This window comes from Ruegeria arenilitoris (assembly GCF_013035315.1).
Classification (GTDB): Bacteria; Pseudomonadota; Alphaproteobacteria; order Rhodobacterales; family Rhodobacteraceae; genus Ruegeria; species Ruegeria arenilitoris_D.
The window spans coordinates 117439-134285 of record NZ_WQHP01000005.1; the positions used below are offsets into that span (position 1 = coordinate 117439).

Annotated in this window: 17 protein-coding genes; 8 read left to right on the forward strand and 9 right to left on the reverse strand. The window is 57.2% G+C overall.

The window, feature by feature from the left end; genetic code table 11:
- The first annotated feature begins 1 nt into the window (after position 1).
- From GOV53_RS12375 to GOV53_RS12390, 4 genes are all read left to right on the forward strand, one after another.
- On the forward strand, positions 2 to 1096 hold the full coding sequence (locus GOV53_RS12375; RefSeq protein WP_170427049.1) for an ABC transporter permease: 1095 nt from the start codon (positions 2 to 4) through the stop codon (positions 1094 to 1096).
- On the forward strand, positions 1096 to 2064 hold the full coding sequence (locus tag GOV53_RS12380) for an ABC transporter permease (RefSeq protein WP_170427048.1): 969 nt from the start codon (positions 1096 to 1098) through the stop codon (positions 2062 to 2064). The genes GOV53_RS12375 and GOV53_RS12380 overlap by 1 nt, the downstream gene beginning before the upstream one ends.
- A gap of 348 nt (positions 2065 to 2412) precedes the next feature.
- Complete coding sequence (locus GOV53_RS12385; RefSeq protein WP_170427047.1) at positions 2413 to 3333, forward strand: sulfite exporter TauE/SafE family protein; 921 nt, start codon at positions 2413 to 2415, stop codon at positions 3331 to 3333.
- 2 nt (positions 3334 to 3335) lie between these two features.
- A complete protein-coding gene (locus tag GOV53_RS12390) occupies positions 3336 to 4103 on the forward strand; it encodes a TIGR02186 family protein (protein ID WP_170427046.1) in 768 nt (255 codons plus the stop codon).
- A 3-nt stretch (positions 4104 to 4106) separates the two neighbouring features.
- On the opposite strand, the gene GOV53_RS12395 is transcribed toward GOV53_RS12390, so the two are convergent.
- From GOV53_RS12395 to GOV53_RS12425, 7 genes are all read right to left on the reverse strand, one after another.
- On the reverse strand, positions 4107 to 4835 hold the full coding sequence (locus tag GOV53_RS12395) for an SDR family oxidoreductase (RefSeq protein WP_170467084.1): 729 nt from the start codon (positions 4833 to 4835) through the stop codon (positions 4107 to 4109).
- Positions 4832 to 6364 (reverse strand): ATP-dependent DNA helicase, encoded by a 1533-nt coding sequence (locus tag GOV53_RS12400; RefSeq protein ID WP_170467086.1) that lies wholly within the window; start codon positions 6362 to 6364, stop codon positions 4832 to 4834. Before GOV53_RS12400 ends, GOV53_RS12395 begins: the two co-directional genes overlap by 4 nt.
- 217 nt (positions 6365 to 6581) lie before the next feature.
- Positions 6582 to 6932: an acyl-homoserine-lactone synthase gene (locus tag GOV53_RS12405; protein WP_437436796.1), complete on the reverse strand. Its 351-nt coding sequence runs from the start codon at positions 6930 to 6932 to the stop codon at positions 6582 to 6584.
- An 84-nt stretch (positions 6933 to 7016) separates the two neighbouring features.
- Entirely contained in the window at positions 7017 to 7736 is a 720-nt protein-coding gene (locus tag GOV53_RS12410; protein WP_170467088.1) for a helix-turn-helix transcriptional regulator, read from the reverse strand.
- Positions 7675 to 7893 carry a hypothetical protein gene (locus GOV53_RS12415; protein ID WP_170426876.1) on the reverse strand — a complete coding sequence of 73 codons (219 nt, stop codon included), beginning with the start codon at positions 7891 to 7893 and terminating at the stop codon, positions 7675 to 7677. Before GOV53_RS12415 ends, GOV53_RS12410 begins: the two co-directional genes overlap by 62 nt.
- 205 nt (positions 7894 to 8098) lie before the next feature.
- Positions 8099 to 9385 carry a crotonyl-CoA carboxylase/reductase gene (gene ccrA, locus GOV53_RS12420; RefSeq protein WP_170427041.1) on the reverse strand — a complete coding sequence of 429 codons (1287 nt, stop codon included), beginning with the start codon at positions 9383 to 9385 and terminating at the stop codon, positions 8099 to 8101.
- A gap of 111 nt (positions 9386 to 9496) precedes the next feature.
- On the reverse strand, positions 9497 to 10885 hold the full coding sequence (locus GOV53_RS12425; RefSeq protein ID WP_170467090.1) for a 1-acyl-sn-glycerol-3-phosphate acyltransferase: 1389 nt from the start codon (positions 10883 to 10885) through the stop codon (positions 9497 to 9499).
- A gap of 144 nt (positions 10886 to 11029) precedes the next feature.
- Between GOV53_RS12425 and GOV53_RS12430 the strand changes: the two genes are divergently transcribed.
- From GOV53_RS12430 to deoD, 3 genes are all read left to right on the forward strand, one after another.
- A complete protein-coding gene (locus GOV53_RS12430) occupies positions 11030 to 12997 on the forward strand; it encodes a protein meaA (protein ID WP_170467092.1) in 1968 nt (655 codons plus the stop codon).
- Between the two features lie 126 nt (positions 12998 to 13123).
- Entirely contained in the window at positions 13124 to 13441 is a 318-nt protein-coding gene (locus tag GOV53_RS12435) for an H-NS histone family protein (RefSeq protein WP_170467094.1), read from the forward strand.
- Positions 13442 to 13464: 23 nt separating this feature from the next.
- The gene (deoD, locus tag GOV53_RS12440; protein WP_170467096.1) at positions 13465 to 14175 is read left to right on the forward strand and encodes a purine-nucleoside phosphorylase; all 711 of its coding nucleotides are present in this window, start codon (positions 13465 to 13467) and stop codon (positions 14173 to 14175) included.
- Positions 14176 to 14451: 276 nt separating this feature from the next.
- On the opposite strand, the gene GOV53_RS12445 is transcribed toward deoD, so the two are convergent.
- Both GOV53_RS12445 and GOV53_RS12450 read right to left on the reverse strand, forming a co-directional pair.
- Positions 14452 to 14598 (reverse strand): hypothetical protein, encoded by a 147-nt coding sequence (locus tag GOV53_RS12445; protein ID WP_170467098.1) that lies wholly within the window; start codon positions 14596 to 14598, stop codon positions 14452 to 14454.
- 137 nt (positions 14599 to 14735) lie between these two features.
- Positions 14736 to 15515 (reverse strand): succinate dehydrogenase iron-sulfur subunit, encoded by a 780-nt coding sequence (locus tag GOV53_RS12450; protein ID WP_170467100.1) that lies wholly within the window; start codon positions 15513 to 15515, stop codon positions 14736 to 14738.
- 170 nt (positions 15516 to 15685) lie between these two features.
- Between GOV53_RS12450 and GOV53_RS12455 the strand changes: the two genes are divergently transcribed.
- Entirely contained in the window at positions 15686 to 16747 is a 1062-nt protein-coding gene (locus GOV53_RS12455) for a glycosyltransferase family 4 protein (protein WP_170467102.1), read from the forward strand.
- Positions 16748 to 16847 lie beyond the last annotated feature (100 nt).

Here is a 16847-nt window from a genome sequence, read left to right on the forward strand (position 1 = left end):
CATGGATAAAATGCCCAAATGGGCCGACGTCGTTCTGATCCCGCTGATCAGTCTGATACTGGCCGCTATTCTTTCCGCGCTGGTGATCCTTGCCATCGGTGAAAACCCGGTTGAGGCCGTCAACCTGATGGTAACCGGCGCGCTGGGGTCAACCTATGGCTGGGGCTATACCCTGTACTACGCCACCAACTTCATGTTCACCGGACTTGCTGTGGCCGTCGCCTTTCACGCACGTCTGTTCAACATCGGTGGTGAAGGTCAGGCAATGCTAGGCGGACTTGGCGTAGCGATGGTCTGCCTTTATATCGACTGGCCGCATTGGAGCATTGCCCTGCTGGCCGCAGGCTTGGGGGCCGCTTTGTTTGGTGCCGCATGGGCTGCAATTCCGGCCTATCTGCAGGCCAAGCGCGGCAGCCACATCGTGATCACAACGATCATGTTCAACTTTATCGCCGCCGCTTTCCTGAACTATATGCTGGTCAACGTGATGCGCCCGCAGGGCTCACAAGACCCGGCCACCGCGCGGTTCCCGGAAACCGTTCACCTGCCGACTTTCCAGTCGATGTTCTCGACCGCAGAAAACGTAATGTTCCGTGGTGCGCCCGCGAATATCTCGTTCTTCGTGGCGCTTTTGGCCTGCGTGGTTGTCTGGGCGCTGATCTGGCGGACACGGCTGGGTTATGAAATTCGCGCATACGGCCATTCTGAAACCGGAGCGGTCTATGCCGGGATTTCGCCGGTGCGGATCACCATTATCGCGATGCTGATCTCGGGTGCTCTGGCCGGTCTGATGGCCATCAACAATGTGATGGGTGAGGCGGAACGTCTGGTTCTGAACTCGACCGAGGGCGCAGGTTTCATCGGGATCGCCGTGGCGCTGATGGGTCGGTCGCATCCGTTCGGCGTTTTTCTCGCCGCAATCCTGTTCGGCTTTCTCTACCAGGGTGGCGCAGAGCTTGCGCTTTGGACTTCGATCCCGCGTGAGCTGATCGTCGTTATTCAGGCGCTGGTGATCCTGTTCACCGGGGCGCTGGACAACATGGTTCGCATGCCGCTTGAAAAGCTGTTCCTGGGTATGCGGAAAGGGGCCGAGTGATGGAGTTCTTCGTTACACTTATCCAGGTCCTCGACTCGACCATCCGTCTGGCCACGCCGCTGCTGCTGGCCTGTCTGGCAGGGCTTTATTCCGAGCGCGCGGGCATTTTCGACATCGGTCTGGAAGGCAAAATGCTGATCTCGGCCTTCTTCTCAGCGGCAGTCGCAGCCGTGACAGGGTCGGTCTGGCTGGGCCTGCTGGCCGGTATCGGCGCGTCGCTGGTTCTGTCGGCGCTCCACGGTGTTGCCTCGATCACATTCCGGGGCAACCAGCTGATTTCGGGCGTTGCCATCAACTTTTTGGCCTCGGGCCTGACCGTGCTGATTGCGCAAAGCTGGTTCCAACAAGGTGGTCGTACGCCATCGCTGTTCGGTGGCGGTCGGTTTGAGCCGATCGAGTTCCCCTTCGCCGAAGCCATCAGTGGTGTTCCGATTATTGGCCCGATCTACTCCGAGCTTTTGTCGGGCCATTCCATTCTGGTCTACATCGCCTTTCTGATGGTCCCGCTAACATGGTGGATTCTGTATCGCACACGCTTTGGTCTGCGCCTGCGGGCTGTGGGTGAAAACCCCGCCGCCGTTGATACCGCTGGCGTGTCGGTCGTAGGCCTGCGCTTTGCAGCGGTTGCCATCTGCGGTGTGCTCTGCGGGATCGCCGGTGCCTATCTGGCGACCGCGTTGCAGGCCGGGTTCGTCAAAGAAATGACTGCCGGTCGTGGATTTATCGCACTGGCCGCGCTGATCTTTGCGAAATGGCGGCCGTGGCACGCGATGTGGGCTTGCTTGTTGTTCGGTCTTTTGCAGGCCGTCGCACTGCGATTCCAGAACATCGACTTGGGGGGTGTGGTCATTCCGGTACAGGTCATGGACGCCCTGCCCTATATCCTGACCGTCGTCATTCTGGCCGGGTTCGTGGGCAAAGCCATCCCGCCGCGCGCGGGTGGTGAGCCCTATGTGAAAGAACGCTGATAAGTCCAGTTTCGGACTCAGTTCAGTCCTGTTCGCTGCAGAGCGGCATGCAGAGTTGATTTTGCATGCCGCAACCGTTCTAAAGGGGTATGCACGTGCCCCCAAATATATCCCGCGACTCAAAGCTGGCCCTGAACAGGCTGGCGATATCGCATGAGCGCCTAAGATTTGGGGCACGCCGGGTTTCTCAGCCTTATCAATCTGCTGACACAATACCCGTTGCACAAAAATTCGCTATGGGGCGTCGGTGCTTTATTGCCGCGCGTCGCATCAAATTCACCCCCTTTCCCACCCGAGGCAGCCTGCGCCACCATTCGTGATCCGTCAGCCCTCGTTCAGTAGCTCGATATGCAAATTTACCTTCCTATCGCCGAAGTTTCCGTCAACGCCTTCCTGCTTTTGGGGCTTGGAGGGATGGTCGGCATCCTGTCGGGCATGTTCGGTGTCGGCGGCGGCTTTTTGATGACGCCCCTGCTGTTCTTCATCGGCATTCCGCCCGCCGTTGCAGTTGCGACCGAGGCCAACCAGATCGTTGCGTCTTCGTTCTCAGGCGTGCTGGCGCATTTCCGACGAAAGACGGTGGACCTGAAAATGGGGACCGTCTTGTTGATAGGAGGGTTAACGGGCGCCGCGCTTGGTGTGGTGATCTTTAACTATCTCAAGGGGCTGGGGCAGGTCGATCTGCTTGTGACTCTGTGCTACGTCGTGTTCCTTGGCGTGGTTGGCAGCTTGATGTTCATCGAAAGCCTGAACGCGCTGCGTAAATCCAAGAAAGGCGGGTCCGCACCGCCCAAGCGCCGCCAGAGGGGCTGGGTCCATGCGATGCCGTTCAAGATGCGGTTTCGAACCTCGGGCCTGTATATCTCGGTCATTCCACCAGCGCTGGTTGGTCTGTTCGTCGGCATTCTGTCGGCCATCATGGGCGTCGGCGGCGGCTTCATCATGGTCCCCGCGATGATCTATCTGCTGGGAATGCCGACCAAGGTGGTTGTCGGAACCTCCCTGTTCCAGATCATCTTCGTGACTGGCTTCACCACCATGCTGCACGCAACCACGAACTATACCGTCGACGTTGTTTTGGCAGTTCTGCTGCTGGTCGGCGGTGTGATCGGGGCCCAGATCGGCACTGTGATCGGGGCGCGTATGCCAGCCGAACAGCTGCGCGTGCTGCTGGCCGCATTGGTTCTGGTGGTCTGCGGCAAGCTGGCTCTGGACCTGTTGCTTGAACCGGCCGAGTTGTACTCGCTTGGTACTGGCGGGGGGCACTGATCATGCTGAAACGCTTGCTTGCAGTGCTTGCCTTCTGCGCCAGCCCGGCGCTGGCCACAGACGAAGCGGTTGTTCTGGGCCTCAGCCAGGATCGCGTGGCCATTACGGCCAACTTCGACGGTTCTGAAATTCTGATCTTTGGTGCAGTAAAACGCGAAGCGCCTATTCCCGACGGGCCTCCACTTGAGGTGATCGTGGCATTGGCTGGCCCCTCCAGCCCGGTGACCGTGCGACGGAAAGAACGCAAACTGGGTATCTGGGTGAACACCGACAGCGTGCTGGTTGACCTTGCCCCCAGTTTCTATGCGGTTGCGACCAGCGGACCACTGGACGATATCCTGTTGGATACCGAAGACCTCCGGTATCGGATTTCAATCGAACGGGCGATCCGGTCTGTTGGCGCAGCCATGAATGTGCGTGGCGCACAGGACTTTGCCGATGCGGTCGTGCGTATCCGCGAAGACGAAGGGTTGTATTCAATCCGCGAGGATACCGTGGCCGTGGACGAGCAGACCTTGTTCAGAACCTCGATCGAGATGCCGGCAGACCTAACCGAAGGCGAATACGCGGCGCGGATTTTCCTGACCCGCGGTGGTTCGGTCATTTCCCAATTCGAAACCACAATCGACGTACGTAAAGTCGGGTTGGAGCGGTTCCTGTACAACATGTCTCGCCAGCAGCCGGTCTGGTACGGCCTGATGTCGTTAGTCATTGCCATTGCGGCAGGTTGGGGGGCTTCGACCGCGTTCCGATTGCTGCGCGAAAACTGATCGTTATCCACGTCCGATGTAAGGCATCGTGGTCGCCATAACGGTCATAAACTGGACGTTCGCCTCAAGCGGCAGGTTCGCCATATGCAGGACGGACCGTGCGGCATCTTCAACGGCCATTGTTGGGTCGGGTTCCTGCCCGTTGGCAATGGCCGCATCGACCAGACCCTGAACCATCTGAGTGCGCGCGTTGCCGATGTCGATCTGCCCACAGGCAATGTTGAACGCCCGGCCGTCCAGCGACAGGCTGCGCGTCAGACCAGTGATGGCGTGTTTCGTTGCCGAATAGTGCACCGAGTTGGGGCGCGGGACATGGGCGGCGATTGAGCCATTGTTGACGATGCGCCCGCCCTGCGGCGATTGTTGGCGCATGATCCGAAAGGCCGCGCGGGCACACAGGAACATACCGTTCAGATTGACGTTGACGCTTTGGTACCAGTCGTCCAAGGCGATCTCGTCGATTGTGCCGCCGGGCGCGAATATGCCTGCGTTGTTGAACAGGACATCCAGGCGGGCTGTCTTTTCCTGAAACGCCTCAAAAGCGGCTTCGACGGCTTGAGCGTCGGTGACATCCGCCACCAGAGGTACGGCATTGGCGTGGTCCGCCGCCATCTGGTTCAGCGTGTCCGCACTGCGCGCCAGAAGGCCGACGGTCCAGCCCTCGGCCAGGAAGAGCTCGGCTGTGGCCCGACCAATACCCGAGCTTGCGCCGGTTACGATGATGGATTTCATGTCTCTTCCGCCTCCAGTGTCAGGGAAGCCGCCGGAACGGCACGCAGATCATCCACTCGCAGCGGATAGGTCGGTTTGGCCAGCCTATTCCGCACGACCCAGATCAACCTCTCCTGCGCCCGAGTAATCGCCACATAGGCCAGGCGTTTCCACAACGGCTGGCCTGCCTCAGTCCGGCCCATGCGCGCAGCCGCGTAGATGTCAGGGGCAAAGACCTGAACAGTGTCCCACTGCGAGCCTTGCGCCTTGTGAATGGTCACCGCAGCGCCATGCAAAAAGGTCGCCCCCATACGGGCCGCATAGGGGATAAATGGCTCTTCCTCGTCCGGCATCTCGATCTTCACGATCGAGGCTGCGCTGACCTGCGGGTCTTCGGCACCCATCACGTGCAGACGCGAAAAGCCCGGCTTGCGCCCCGGCCCCAGATAGATGACCTGCGCGCCCTTGATCAGCCCGCGCGCCTCAAGGTCCAGACGCTTTTTGCGGTGTTTCAACGGCAGTTCGATCCCGTCACAGACAAGCGGTTCACCTTCCAGCAGTTCCGTGTCAGGTGCACCATGCACCTGGCGGAACGCTTGGATCAGCCGAATACGTGTCGCGTTGCGCCAAACAAGAACCGGGCTGCGTGCCATCAGATCCACCTCGACCCGCTGCCCCCAGACAACGCGGTCGTCCTTACGGGCGGTCTGTTCGACCATGCGCTCAAAGTCTTCGAACCCCATCTGCGGGTCCGCCATAGCATGAGCCAGATCCAGAATTGGGTTATCTGCATCCTGCCTATGCACCCTGTGCAGGATTTGCTTGCGCGGCTCGGGCAAGGCGTCAAACACCATGCTGCCGGATTGGTTGACCGGGGCCAACTGCGCCGGATCCCCAAACAACAGAAGCGTCGGAAATATCTCTTGCAGGTCCTCGAATTGCCGGTCGTCCAACATCGAGGCTTCGTCGACAAAGCCAATGTCCAAAGGTTCTTCCCGACGTTTCCAGCCGGTAATGAAGTCCGACCCGCGCAGCCCGGCCGCAGCCAAAGCACCGGGGATCGATTTGTTGTTTTCGTAGAACGCCGCCGCGCGATCCAGCGCTTCGTCAGTCAGGCCTTCGATCTCGGGGCGTTCGTCATTGCCTGCCAGCCACTCGGCGATCCGTTCATATTCCGGGTCATAGACAGGAGTGTAGAGAATGCGGTGAATCGTCGTCGCCGGCACCCCGCGCAGGCGTAAGACGCTGGCAGCCTTATTCGTCGGGGCCAGAATGGCCAGACTGCGCTTGTCGCGAGCTTTGCGGCTTTCGAAATCGCCCGAGACAATCTGAACGCCGGTTTCCGCCAGTGCCTTATACAGTTCGGCCAGCAACAGCGTCTTGCCGGACCCCGCTTTGCCAATCACGGCCATCACGCCGGATTTTCCGTTCCCCGGAAGTTTCAGCAGCGCATCATCATCAAGGTCTACGCCTGCCGACTTCAGCATCTCTGAGATGCTGTCATACGCGGCGGCCTGGTCGTCAGAAAAAGTCACGGGGGGCAAAGACATGGCGCGACCCTACAAGGCCGCGCCCGCTATCACCAGATGTGGATTTCGGTTTTCGCTGTGTCAGGCAGACAAAGCAAACCGTGGCTGTGTACCAACTCCGAAAGCCGTCTTGAACCAAAGCCGCGACAGCTCACGCGGGATGCCCGCCCGCTGCGCGACGCGATTGCAGTCGTCCGCCGAATACGGCCATAGCCCGACCGATACCTGATCACGCCCCTTACCTTGTGTGCCCAACACAATCGGAGACGACCCAATCAGGCGATAGATCCGAATCTATGCGCGCATCGAAAACGCCTGCAATATGGGTCAGACCGAACCCTTCTATCATCTCACCCCGCTGAGCAGAATAGCACCGGCGGTATGCGGACTGGCCGTGGCTGCCGTCGGGTTCTTCCCAAATCACGTAGATCGGGTTCAGATCATCGTACTGATCCCGCTCTTCCCCTTTGTCGTTGACGTGAACATCCCAACCCAGCCGGGTCTTGAACTGGTCGGCGCGATCCCGAAACATCCCCTCGGCCAATTTTGGATATTTGTGCAATTCATCGGCATAGACATAGCGCAACATGACTCTTTTCCCCTTGTCGTCCTGTACAGGAACAAAGGGGGTACGGAGTCTAGGTTAATTTCTTGTTTTGATAGCGCGCGGTCCTTAAACCACTATTAACCCTCGACTCAGAGCCGTGGCGATAGCGTGGGTAGTGTTTTGCGCGCCCAGTTTGGCGCGGGCGCTTTCGATATAAACCCGAAGCGTATGTTCTGAGATCGACAGGGAATGTGCCACCTGCGCCCGGCTGTAACCCAAGGCCAGCAGCGTCAGAGCGTCCACTTCGCGCGGTGACAATCCACGCGCGGATTCGGGCTGACGGTCGCTTTCGAACTCAAGTGCCTTGCGGTTGAAGTAATGCGCAATCAGGATCAACTCGCGGCCATGGGTTTCGATGAACTTGAGCCAGGCATCGTCATTGCAGGTGTGGTTGACCGTGAACAAGGCGAATTGACCATTCGGCCCCCGGATCGGAATAGAATATCCCTGGTTGCCAACACCATGCTCGAGCGCATCCTTCAGGAAGGTCTTGGCAACCTTGCTTGACCAATCCAGTGTCTTCCAGTCCACCGGATGAAAACGCTGAAAACAGCCCAGGATAACCGGGTCTATTCTGTGGTAATTTCGTTCGCGGTACCTTTCGGCCCAGTCGTCGGGATAGGTAGTGTATCCGTACTGATCACCAGCCCCATCAACCCAGTGATAAATCAGGTGTTCGACCTGCAGCCTGTCCCGCAGGCGCGTGGCAACATCGCCGAGTTCATCAAGCGTGCTGGTGTTTTCCAAGTCCTCCAGAACCCGGCTCATATCGAGTTTTGTTGCCATCCGCGGGCGCCCGAACCTCGTTCTTTCTGGACGCGATCTCGGCTGCGGCGATCAGTTTGGTATCGTCCAACTGCTCGGCCAACGCGGTCAAACCGTTTTCCACAGCAAAGGCGCTGAGGTCCGACAGAACGTCCAGTATCCACTCATTTTGCGCCATCAGGGTCTCTCCGAAACGGTTAACGAAGGGTTAACACAACCATAGCATGTGACGCTTTTTTTAGCCTATTCACTGGTTTCTACTCCCCAAAAACAGCGGGCCTACGCCCCGCAAGACCTTGAAAGTAAATGATTAAGTGCGAAAAAGAAAAACCCGCGAACCGAAAAACCGATTCGCGGGTGTGTTGCATAAAAGTTAACGCGGCTTAGTCGCGTGCGGCCAGAACCTCTTCCAGCGTGCGCATTCCGGTGCGCGGAGCCTGAACCAGAACCGACATGTTGCCCGGCTTGTGCTCGTTGCGCAGCATTTTCATGTGCGCCTCAGGCAAGTCGGCCCAGGTGAAGACTTCGGACATGCAGGGGTCCAGACGGCGTTCGACCATCAGCTGGTTCGCTGCCGACGCCTGTTTCAGATGCGCAAAGTGCGAACCCTGCAGGCGCTTCTGGTGCATCCACATGTAACGTACGTCGAAGGTACAGTTGAAACCGGTGGTGCCGGCGCAGATTACGACCATACCGCCTTTTTTACAGACCAGCGACGAGACCGGGAATGTGGTTTCGCCCGGGTGTTCGAAGACCATGTCAACGTTCACACCTTTGCCGGTGATGTCCCAGATCGCCTTACCGAACTTGCGCGCCTCTTTCAGCCAGGCTGCATATTCAGGGGTGTTGACCGTAGGCAGCTGGCCCCAGCAGTTAAAGTCCTTGCGGTTGATTACGCCTTTGGCGCCCAGCCCCATGACGAAGTCGCGCTTGCTTTCGTCTGAGATCACACCGATCGCATTTGCACCAGCAGTGTTGATCAACTGGATCGCATAAGAACCCAGACCACCCGACGCGCCCCAGACCAGAACGTTCTGACCAGGTTTGAGGTCATGCGGTTCATGGCCGAACAGCATACGGTAAGCGGTTGCCAGTGTCAGCGTGTAGCAGGCGCTTTCTTCCCAAGTCAGGTGCTTGGGACGCGGCATCAACTGCTGAGCCTGTACGTTGGTGAACTGTGCGAACGAACCGTCTGGCGTCTCATAGCCCCAGATCCGCTGGCTGGGCGAGTACATCGGGTCGCCGCCGTTGCAGTGCTCATCATCGCCGTCGTCCTGGTTGCAGTGGATCACGACCTCGTCGCCGACTTTCCAGCGCTTTACCTTGTCGCCGACAGCCCAAACGATGCCGGATGCATCCGAACCGGCAATGTGGAAAGGCTGACCATGGCCGTCGAACGGGCTGATCGGCTTGCCCAGAGAAGCCCAGACACCGTTGTAGTTGACGCCGGCTGCCATCACCAGAACCAGCACTTCGTGGCTGTCCAGCTTTGGGACATCGACCACTTCCAGCTGCATCGCCGTATCCGGTTCGCCATGGCGTTCTTTGCGGATGGCCCATGCATACATTTGTTTGGGGACAAACCCCATCGGAGGGATTTCACCCATCTCATAGAGGTCTTTTTCCGGTGCCTCGTACGACGCGATGCCGCTGTCGGTGTCCAGAGCCATGTTGGCCTCCTTTATCTAATCCTTTGCCGCGATGCAGAATCGCATGCGTTATCCGATGGAATATTGCCCGTAGAGAAATAATGCAACCGATTTTGGCGTTGTTTTGAAATTTTATGACCCAGCGGGTGCAGAAAAATCTTTTGCGCCCGCAGCATCACCAGCATTTTGCCCCAACGGAGCAGACGCTGCGTAGTACTCCAGCAGATCAACCCTTTGGCCTGATTGGGATATTTTGCCGTCGAGCCGCTTCAGAATACGGCGATCGACCAATTGATCGATCGCGGCTTCGACCGAAGTGCGGTTTTCTTCGTCAGGAATCCCGTTCCGCCGCATCATGTCGACGATCATCTGGACCGCATCGGCTTCGGGCAATTCCGGGTGTTGTTGCATCAACCAACACGCTGCAGGAACTGGTACCAACGGGATCGCGTCGCGGATTTCCGCCATTAGGGCGCGGGCCAGATCTGTCATCAAGTCGCGCGGGTGATCGGCCCGAAACGCGCGTAAGGAAACCGGGTGGCCATACCGGACCGAGGCAATCCCGAACCGTTTGTATCGCCCGGTGATACGCCGCCAGATCTGTTTGAGTATCCACCCGGCGATTACTCCGATCTTGGCACGAAACCGGCGTTCGTTGCCCAATGAAGCCCGGGTCAGAATCGTATCCTCCAGCACACGATCGTAGTTCAGCGCCACGGGTACGAACACAACGTCGCGCCCGTCCGCTGAAGTTCCGTCGATAATGTACTTCAGCAATCCCAGCTTTGGGCGGCCCAATGCCCCTGACAGGCTTAGCCCGCCTTCCGGGAACATGGCCTGGGTCACCCCGGCTTCGGTCGCATGGCGCACGTAGCAGGCCAAAACCTGGCGATAGAGATCATTGCCCGACTTGCGGCGGATAAAATACGCACCCATTGCGCGGATCAGACGGCTTAGCGGCCATACACGCGCCCACTCGCCCACCGCATAGGACAGCGCGGAATGCTGCGCCGCCAGGTATGTAACCAAGACATAATCCATGTTGCTGCGGTGGTTCATGACAAACACAACCGTCGCATCAGGGTCGATGTTCTCAACAGCTTCTTCGTCCCTGTAGCTGAGCCGAACCTGATAGAACGCGTTGCTCAACAACCGTGTCAGGCGGATTGCAACGCTGAAATAGGCAACAGCCGAGAAGGACGGAACAATCTCGCGGGCATACCGGCGGGCCTGTTCAAAGGCCACGGCCTCTGGGACACCTGTTTCGCGCGCGTGTTGCTGTAAGGCCTGCCCGACCTGCGGGTCATAGATCAGGCGTTGAATCATGTCGTGGCGGTGGGCCAATTTGAACGGTTGGATCGGCCGTTTAAGGCGCTGGTTCAAACGCTTTACTGCGCGCTCCAGACGCCGCCGAAAAAACCAACGTACAGATGGAAACAAAAAATGCGAGGCAAACGTGACCGCGGCGAACACCAGGATCAGCAAAAAAAGCCAAAGCGGAAGCTCTACAGTCTGCGTCATGCGCGCACCCTGCCACCAAACGCTGCGTCCTACAATCTGAAGAACGCGATATGCCGCGACGCAGCGAATTGACATATCCCGAAAATTGCGCTTTAGAAGCCGGTGACGTAATTTTCTTGCCCGCCCGAAACAAGAGGTCCAGCTATGACGCAGACGCAGAAAGATCGCCCCTGGCTCATCCGAACCTATGCCGGTCACTCCACCGCCAAAGCGTCGAACGCCCTGTATCGCGGGAACCTTGCAAAGGGCCAGACCGGTCTTTCGGTGGCCTTCGATTTGCCGACTCAGACCGGGTACGACAGCGACCACACTCTGGCGCGCGGCGAAGTGGGCAAGGTTGGCGTGCCCGTCTGTCATCTGGGGGACATGCGGGTTCTGTTCGACCAGATTCCGCTGGAACAGATGAACACCTCGATGACGATCAACGCGACGGCACCGTGGCTGCTGGCGCTTTATATTGCTGTGGCCGAGGAACAGGGCGCGGATGTCTCTAAACTGCAAGGCACAGTTCAGAACGACCTGATCAAGGAATATCTGAGCCGTGGCACCTATGTTTGCCCGCCGAAGCCATCGTTGAAAATGATCGCGGACGTGGCCGAGTACTGCTATACCAACGTGCCAAAATGGAACCCGATGAACGTGTGTTCCTATCACCTGCAAGAGGCGGGCGCGACGCCCGAACAGGAACTGGCCTATGCGTTGGCCACCGCCATCGCCGTTCTGGATGAGCTGCGTCCCCGCGTCCCGGCCGAGGATTTCCCTGCCCTGTGTGGACGGATTTCGTTCTTTGTGAACGCGGGCATCCGCTTTGTCACCGAAATGTGCAAAATGCGCGCCTTCGTCGATCTTTGGGACGAAATCCTGCAAGAGCGTTACGGTGTTGAGAACCCGAAATTCCGCCGGTTCCGTTACGGTGTTCAGGTGAACTCGCTGGGCCTGACCGAGCAGCAGCCGGAAAACAATGTCTATCGCATCCTGATCGAGATGTTGGCCGTGACCCTGTCGAAAAAGGCGCGCGCACGGGCGGTGCAGCTGCCTGCGTGGAACGAAGCACTGGGTCTACCCCGCCCGTGGGACCAACAGTGGTCGATGCGTATGCAACAAATCCTGGCTTATGAAACCGACCTGCTGGAATACGGCGACCTGTTCGACGGCAACCCCGCTGTGGATGCCAAGGTCGAAGAACTGAAAGAGGGTGCGCGGGCGGAACTGGCGAACCTGGATTCGATGGGTGGCGCAGTTGCCTCGATCGAGTACATGAAGTCACGTCTCGTGGATTCGAACGCTGAACGACTGAACCGGATCGAACGCAATGAAACCGTTGTGGTTGGCGTGAACAAATGGATCGAGGGCGAACCCTCGCCCCTGCAGACCGAAGATGGTGGTATCATGGTCGTCGATCCGGCCGTTGAACAGGAACAGATCGCGCGCCTGAACGAATGGCGTCAGGAACGGGATGAGGCTGCAGTCACAGCAGCACTTGCCGCGCTACGCGAGGCAGCACAAAGCGGGACCAACGTCATGGAGCCGTCGATTGCGGCCGCCAAAGCGGGTGTGACCACGGGTGAATGGGCCGAGGAAATGCGCAAAGTCTACGGCACCTATCGTGGGCCGACCGGCGTGTCCGGCTCGGTCTCGAACAAAACCGAGGGGCTGGAAAACCTGCGCGCAGCCGTGGACGCGGTCAGCGACAAGCTGGGGCGCCGCTTGAAATTTCTGGTCGGTAAGCCGGGGCTGGATGGGCATTCGAACGGCGCAGAACAGATCGCCTTCCGCGCGCGCGATTGCGGCATGGATATCAGCTACGAGGGCATTCGCCTGACGCCAGAAGAAATCGTGACGGCTGCAGCGGAAGACGACGCGCACGTGATCGGCTTGTCGATCCTGTCCGGAAGCCACATCCCGCTGGTGCAGGACGTCATGAACCGGCTACGCGAAGCAGGACTAGAGCATATCCCAGTGGTTGTCGGCGGGATTATCCCTGATGACGACGCGGCAAAGCTAAAGGCCATGGGTGTGGCAAAAATCTACACACCCAAGAACTTTGAGCTGAACGCGATCATGGGGGACATTGTCACTTTGGTCGACCCCCAGAACATGGCTGCAGAGTAACCAGCCGGCATAACTTATTCACGCTGCTTCTATCCTCTCTTTTAAGGGGATAGATAATCCCTTTCTTTGGAATTACGGTGGGCCATCGCGAACACCGCCAATCAAAATTTTCTGGGGAGAGGAATTGTGGCTGTAAATCTGGATAAATTGTCGCGCAAGGAATTGCTGGAATTACGTGACCAAGTTGAAAAGGCCTTGATAGACGCCGAAAAACGCGAGCGAAAAGAAGCTCTGGAAGCGGCGGAAAAAGCAGCTGCCGAATTTGGCTTTTCATTATGTGATTTAGCTCAGGATGCAGCACCATCCGGCAAATCATCAAAAACAAAAGCGAAATACAGAAATCCTGAAGACCCAAATCAGACATGGTCCGGACGCGGGCGGAAACCCCAATGGATTCATGACGCGTTGCAAGCTGGCGCCGATATCTCTGAACTAGAAATCTGAAACCCAATTGGAACTGATCCCAAATGACAATTCATATTGGTGCCGAAAAAGGCGATATTGCTGAAACCGTTCTATTACCCGGTGACCCTTATCGGGCAAAATGGGCGGCCGAAACGTTTCTGGACGACGTAGAACAAGTCAACGAAGTGCGCGGCATGCTTGGCTTTACAGGCAACTGGAAAGGCAATCCTGTCACAATTCAGGGCAGCGGCATGGGAATGCCATCTTTGTCGATTTACGTGAACGAATTGATCCGAGACTTTGGCGCCAAAACTCTGATCCGCATCGGATCCTGTGGCGGTATGCAAGACAGCGTGAACGTTCGGGACGTTATTCTGGCAATGACATCCACCACGCTCAGCACACCTTCGCGTGGGATTATGAAAGAGCTGAATTTTGCCCCCTGCGCCGATTGGGGACTGTTGCAAGCAGCCGCTCAGGCCGCCGCAGCCAAAGGCACGCCAACCCATGTCGGCGGGATTTATTCGTCGGATGTTTTCTACGATGAACGTCCCGACCTGAACGAACAAATGGTTCGCCACGGCATTCTCGGGGTCGAGATGGAAGCAGCCGAACTGTATATCCTAGCCGCGCGCCACAAGTGCCGAGCATTGGCTGTTTTGACCGTCTCTGATCACTTGCTGACGGGAGAGGCTTTGCCGTCGTCGGAACGTGAGCGGAGCTTTGGGGATATGGTCGAAATTGCGCTGCAAGCGGCGTTTCCAAACGCCTGACGCCACCTAAAATGGGCTGTATTCAGCCCTGTTAGCCATCTATTTCCCTTTCCGACATTCGGTTGGCGCGTTGTCACCTTGTTGCTGCGCGCCACAGAATGCGCAAATCCAGACACCTTCTTTGCGATGCTGCCGCCAGCGGCAATCTCGGGTCAAAGAGGATGTCCGCGAGCGCCAGAGAAAATAGGCGAAAACACCGCCGGCCAGAACAAGAAGCAAAATGGGCATGCTTCTGCATGGCCCATTTTGTACGTCGACTGCAAGTCTGGCGTCAGTCTAGGCGGCGTTTGCATATTCGAACAGAGCCGGTTCACGCTGCTCTTCTGCTACAGCAGGTTCGGGCGCGTAATACGCCCATGCCTCGTTCAACAGTTCCAGAGCTTCCGCGGGGCTTGTCTTGGTTTTATGTTCTTGATCTTTCATCGGAGCGATCCCGTTTTCGGTAACATCACTCCTCCCTGACCGTAGGATAGTGCTGATCAGGGGCGGTCGCATTGCACAACTTTGCAATGTCGGCATGCGCTCACCGCAAAGCAGCAAGCGCATGATTTTAAATCACTTTAAACTGCGCGATCGACCATCATCTTTTTGATCTCGGCAATCGCTTTGGCCGGGTTCAAACCCTTCGGGCAGGTCTTGGCGCAGTTCATGATCGTATGGCAGCGATACAGTTTGAACGGATCTTCCAACTCATCCAAACGCTCGCCTGTCGCTTCATCCCGGCTGTCGATGATCCAGCGATAAGCATGCAGCAATGCGGCGGGGCCAAGGTAACGGTCGCCGTTCCACCAATAGCTTGGGCACGAGGTCGAGCAGCTGGCGCACATCACGCATTCGTACAGACCATCAAGCTTTTTGCGATCTTCGATGGATTGCTTCCACTCTTTCGCGGGGCGGTTCGTTTTGGTTTCCAGCCAAGGCATGATGCTTGCATGCTGTGCGTAGAAATGAGTCAAATCGGGAATCAGATCCTTAACCACCGGCATGTGCGGCAGCGGATAGACTTTCACGTCACCCTTGATCTCATCCATGCCATAGATACAGGCCAAGGTGTTGATCCCGTCGATATTCATCGCACAGGATCCGCAAATCCCCTCGCGACAGGAACGCCGGAACGTCAGCGTCGGGTCGATCTCATTCTTGATCTTGATCAGCGCGTCCAGAACCATCGGACCGCAGGCGTCCATATCGACGAAGTAGGTGTCAACGCGAGGGTTTTGGCCATCATCCGGGTTCCAGCGGTAGATCTGAAACTTACGAACGTTGGTCGCGCCTTCAGGCTTGGGCCAGGTTTTTCCGGTCGTGATCCGGGAGTTCTTTGGCAGGGTGAGTTGTACCATTTCCGACCTCGCTAAAATCCCGCTAATAGATATACTCCGCAGCGCAGAAAGCCAACCGTTTTACCTTGAAAACAGGCAAGAAAATTGGGCAAAATCGCGATTGCACCCAATCTCGAGCAACGCTTCTGCATACTCAATGCAGCGCAAAATACCTGGTCACAGGACAATAGATGCCGACAAAAGTAGTCAATATTTCTTTTAGCAATCAAAACCCCTATCAGCGCATGATGTATTCTGCCTGCAGACCGGAATATGAGCTTGTCCCAGCGCGGAACGAGGACATTCTGCGCTTTGCTGAACCCGAATTTCAGGCCGAACACAAGATCGCGCATCTGCACTGGGATGACCGCCTTTTTAGGGCCTCGCGCAAAAGGGGTGAGAGTCAGCACACGGTTTTTCTAAACGGGCGCGACAGCTTGATCCGCTTCAAAGATGCCGGCGGACGCATCATCTGGACCATTCACAACCGGCACGCCCACGCAAAAGGGGCGCAAAGCGACAATTTTGGCGACTATCGTCTGCAACTGGCCGAACTTGCCGACCTGATTCATGTGCATACGCCAAATGCCGAGCAACATATGATCGAAGAATATGGTGTTGATCCAGACAAAATTCGACTGATCCCCCACCCTAGTTATTTGGGTGTTTACGAACCGTCAGACCGGACGTTGAACCGACGTATGGCACCGCGCGATGTGACACGTTTCCTGACATTTGGTGCGATGCGGGGAAACCGTGAGATCGACCGCGTCGAACACGCAACCAAAAAACTGACAACCCGCGGCTACGCCTTTCATTTCTCGGTCGTCGGCCGTGTGTTTTCTGGAGGTCGACGCATTGCACGACGCATGCAAGCAAACCCCAATGTTTCGGTTGTTCCGGAACGTATCATGGATAGCGATATTCCCCAGGTCTTCTCAACGGCTCACGTTTACGTGCTGCCGTCGACCACCACATTCACTTCGGGAACTGCGATGCTGGCTCAGGCTTTTGGTCTTCCTATCATCGCGCCCGACATTGAATCCCACCGCCAAACAACGCCAGAAGCCTGCCACGACCTGTTGTATTCAACGGAAAATCCGCGAGCTCTCATTCGTATGATGCAGCATGTGATGAAACTGCCGGATGAGGAGTTGGCCAAAAAACGTAAAGCCTGTTTCGACTTCGCGATTGAGCGCGAACCGGCCCATCTGTCGAAAGAACTGAAAAGCGCTTTGTCCGAGTTTCTCTGAACACGGCGCTGCCTTTCACCCTGAAATGCTCGGCACTGATCAGTGATCAGCGCGACCTGTCAGAAATTGCAGTCGCACCACCCGGTCGGGGTGGTGCGTT

Bases quoted from the DNA above. Each gene is read 5' to 3' on its own strand.
- GOV53_RS12385 (WP_170427047.1), top strand. From the start codon at position 2,413: ATGCAAATTTACCTTCCTATCGCCGAAGTTTCCGTCAACGCCTTCCTG.
- GOV53_RS12380 (WP_170427048.1), top strand. From the start codon at position 1,096: ATGGAGTTCTTCGTTACACTTATCCAGGTCCTCGACTCGACCATCCGT.
- GOV53_RS12445 (WP_170467098.1), bottom strand. From the start codon at position 14,598: ATGAAAGATCAAGAACATAAAACCAAGACAAGCCCCGCGGAAGCTCTG.
- GOV53_RS12375 (WP_170427049.1), top strand. From the start codon at position 2: ATGGATAAAATGCCCAAATGGGCCGACGTCGTTCTGATCCCGCTGATC.
- GOV53_RS12400 (WP_170467086.1), bottom strand. From the start codon at position 6,364: ATGTCTTTGCCCCCCGTGACTTTTTCTGACGACCAGGCCGCCGCGTAT.
- GOV53_RS12430 (WP_170467092.1), top strand. From the start codon at position 11,030: ATGACGCAGACGCAGAAAGATCGCCCCTGGCTCATCCGAACCTATGCC.
- GOV53_RS12410 (WP_170467088.1), bottom strand. From the start codon at position 7,736: ATGGCAACAAAACTCGATATGAGCCGGGTTCTGGAGGACTTGGAAAAC.
- GOV53_RS12415 (WP_170426876.1), bottom strand. From the start codon at position 7,893: ATGGCGCAAAATGAGTGGATACTGGACGTTCTGTCGGACCTCAGCGCC.
- GOV53_RS12450 (WP_170467100.1), bottom strand. From the start codon at position 15,515: ATGGTACAACTCACCCTGCCAAAGAACTCCCGGATCACGACCGGAAAA.
- GOV53_RS12455 (WP_170467102.1), top strand. From the start codon at position 15,686: ATGCCGACAAAAGTAGTCAATATTTCTTTTAGCAATCAAAACCCCTAT.
- GOV53_RS12395 (WP_170467084.1), bottom strand. From the start codon at position 4,835: ATGAAATCCATCATCGTAACCGGCGCAAGCTCGGGTATTGGTCGGGCC.
- GOV53_RS12390 (WP_170427046.1), top strand. From the start codon at position 3,336: ATGCTGAAACGCTTGCTTGCAGTGCTTGCCTTCTGCGCCAGCCCGGCG.
- deoD (WP_170467096.1), top strand. From the start codon at position 13,465: ATGACAATTCATATTGGTGCCGAAAAAGGCGATATTGCTGAAACCGTT.
- ccrA (WP_170427041.1), bottom strand. From the start codon at position 9,385: ATGGCTCTGGACACCGACAGCGGCATCGCGTCGTACGAGGCACCGGAA.
- GOV53_RS12425 (WP_170467090.1), bottom strand. From the start codon at position 10,885: ATGACGCAGACTGTAGAGCTTCCGCTTTGGCTTTTTTTGCTGATCCTG.
- GOV53_RS12405 (WP_437436796.1), bottom strand. From the start codon at position 6,932: ATGTTGCGCTATGTCTATGCCGATGAATTGCACAAATATCCAAAATTG.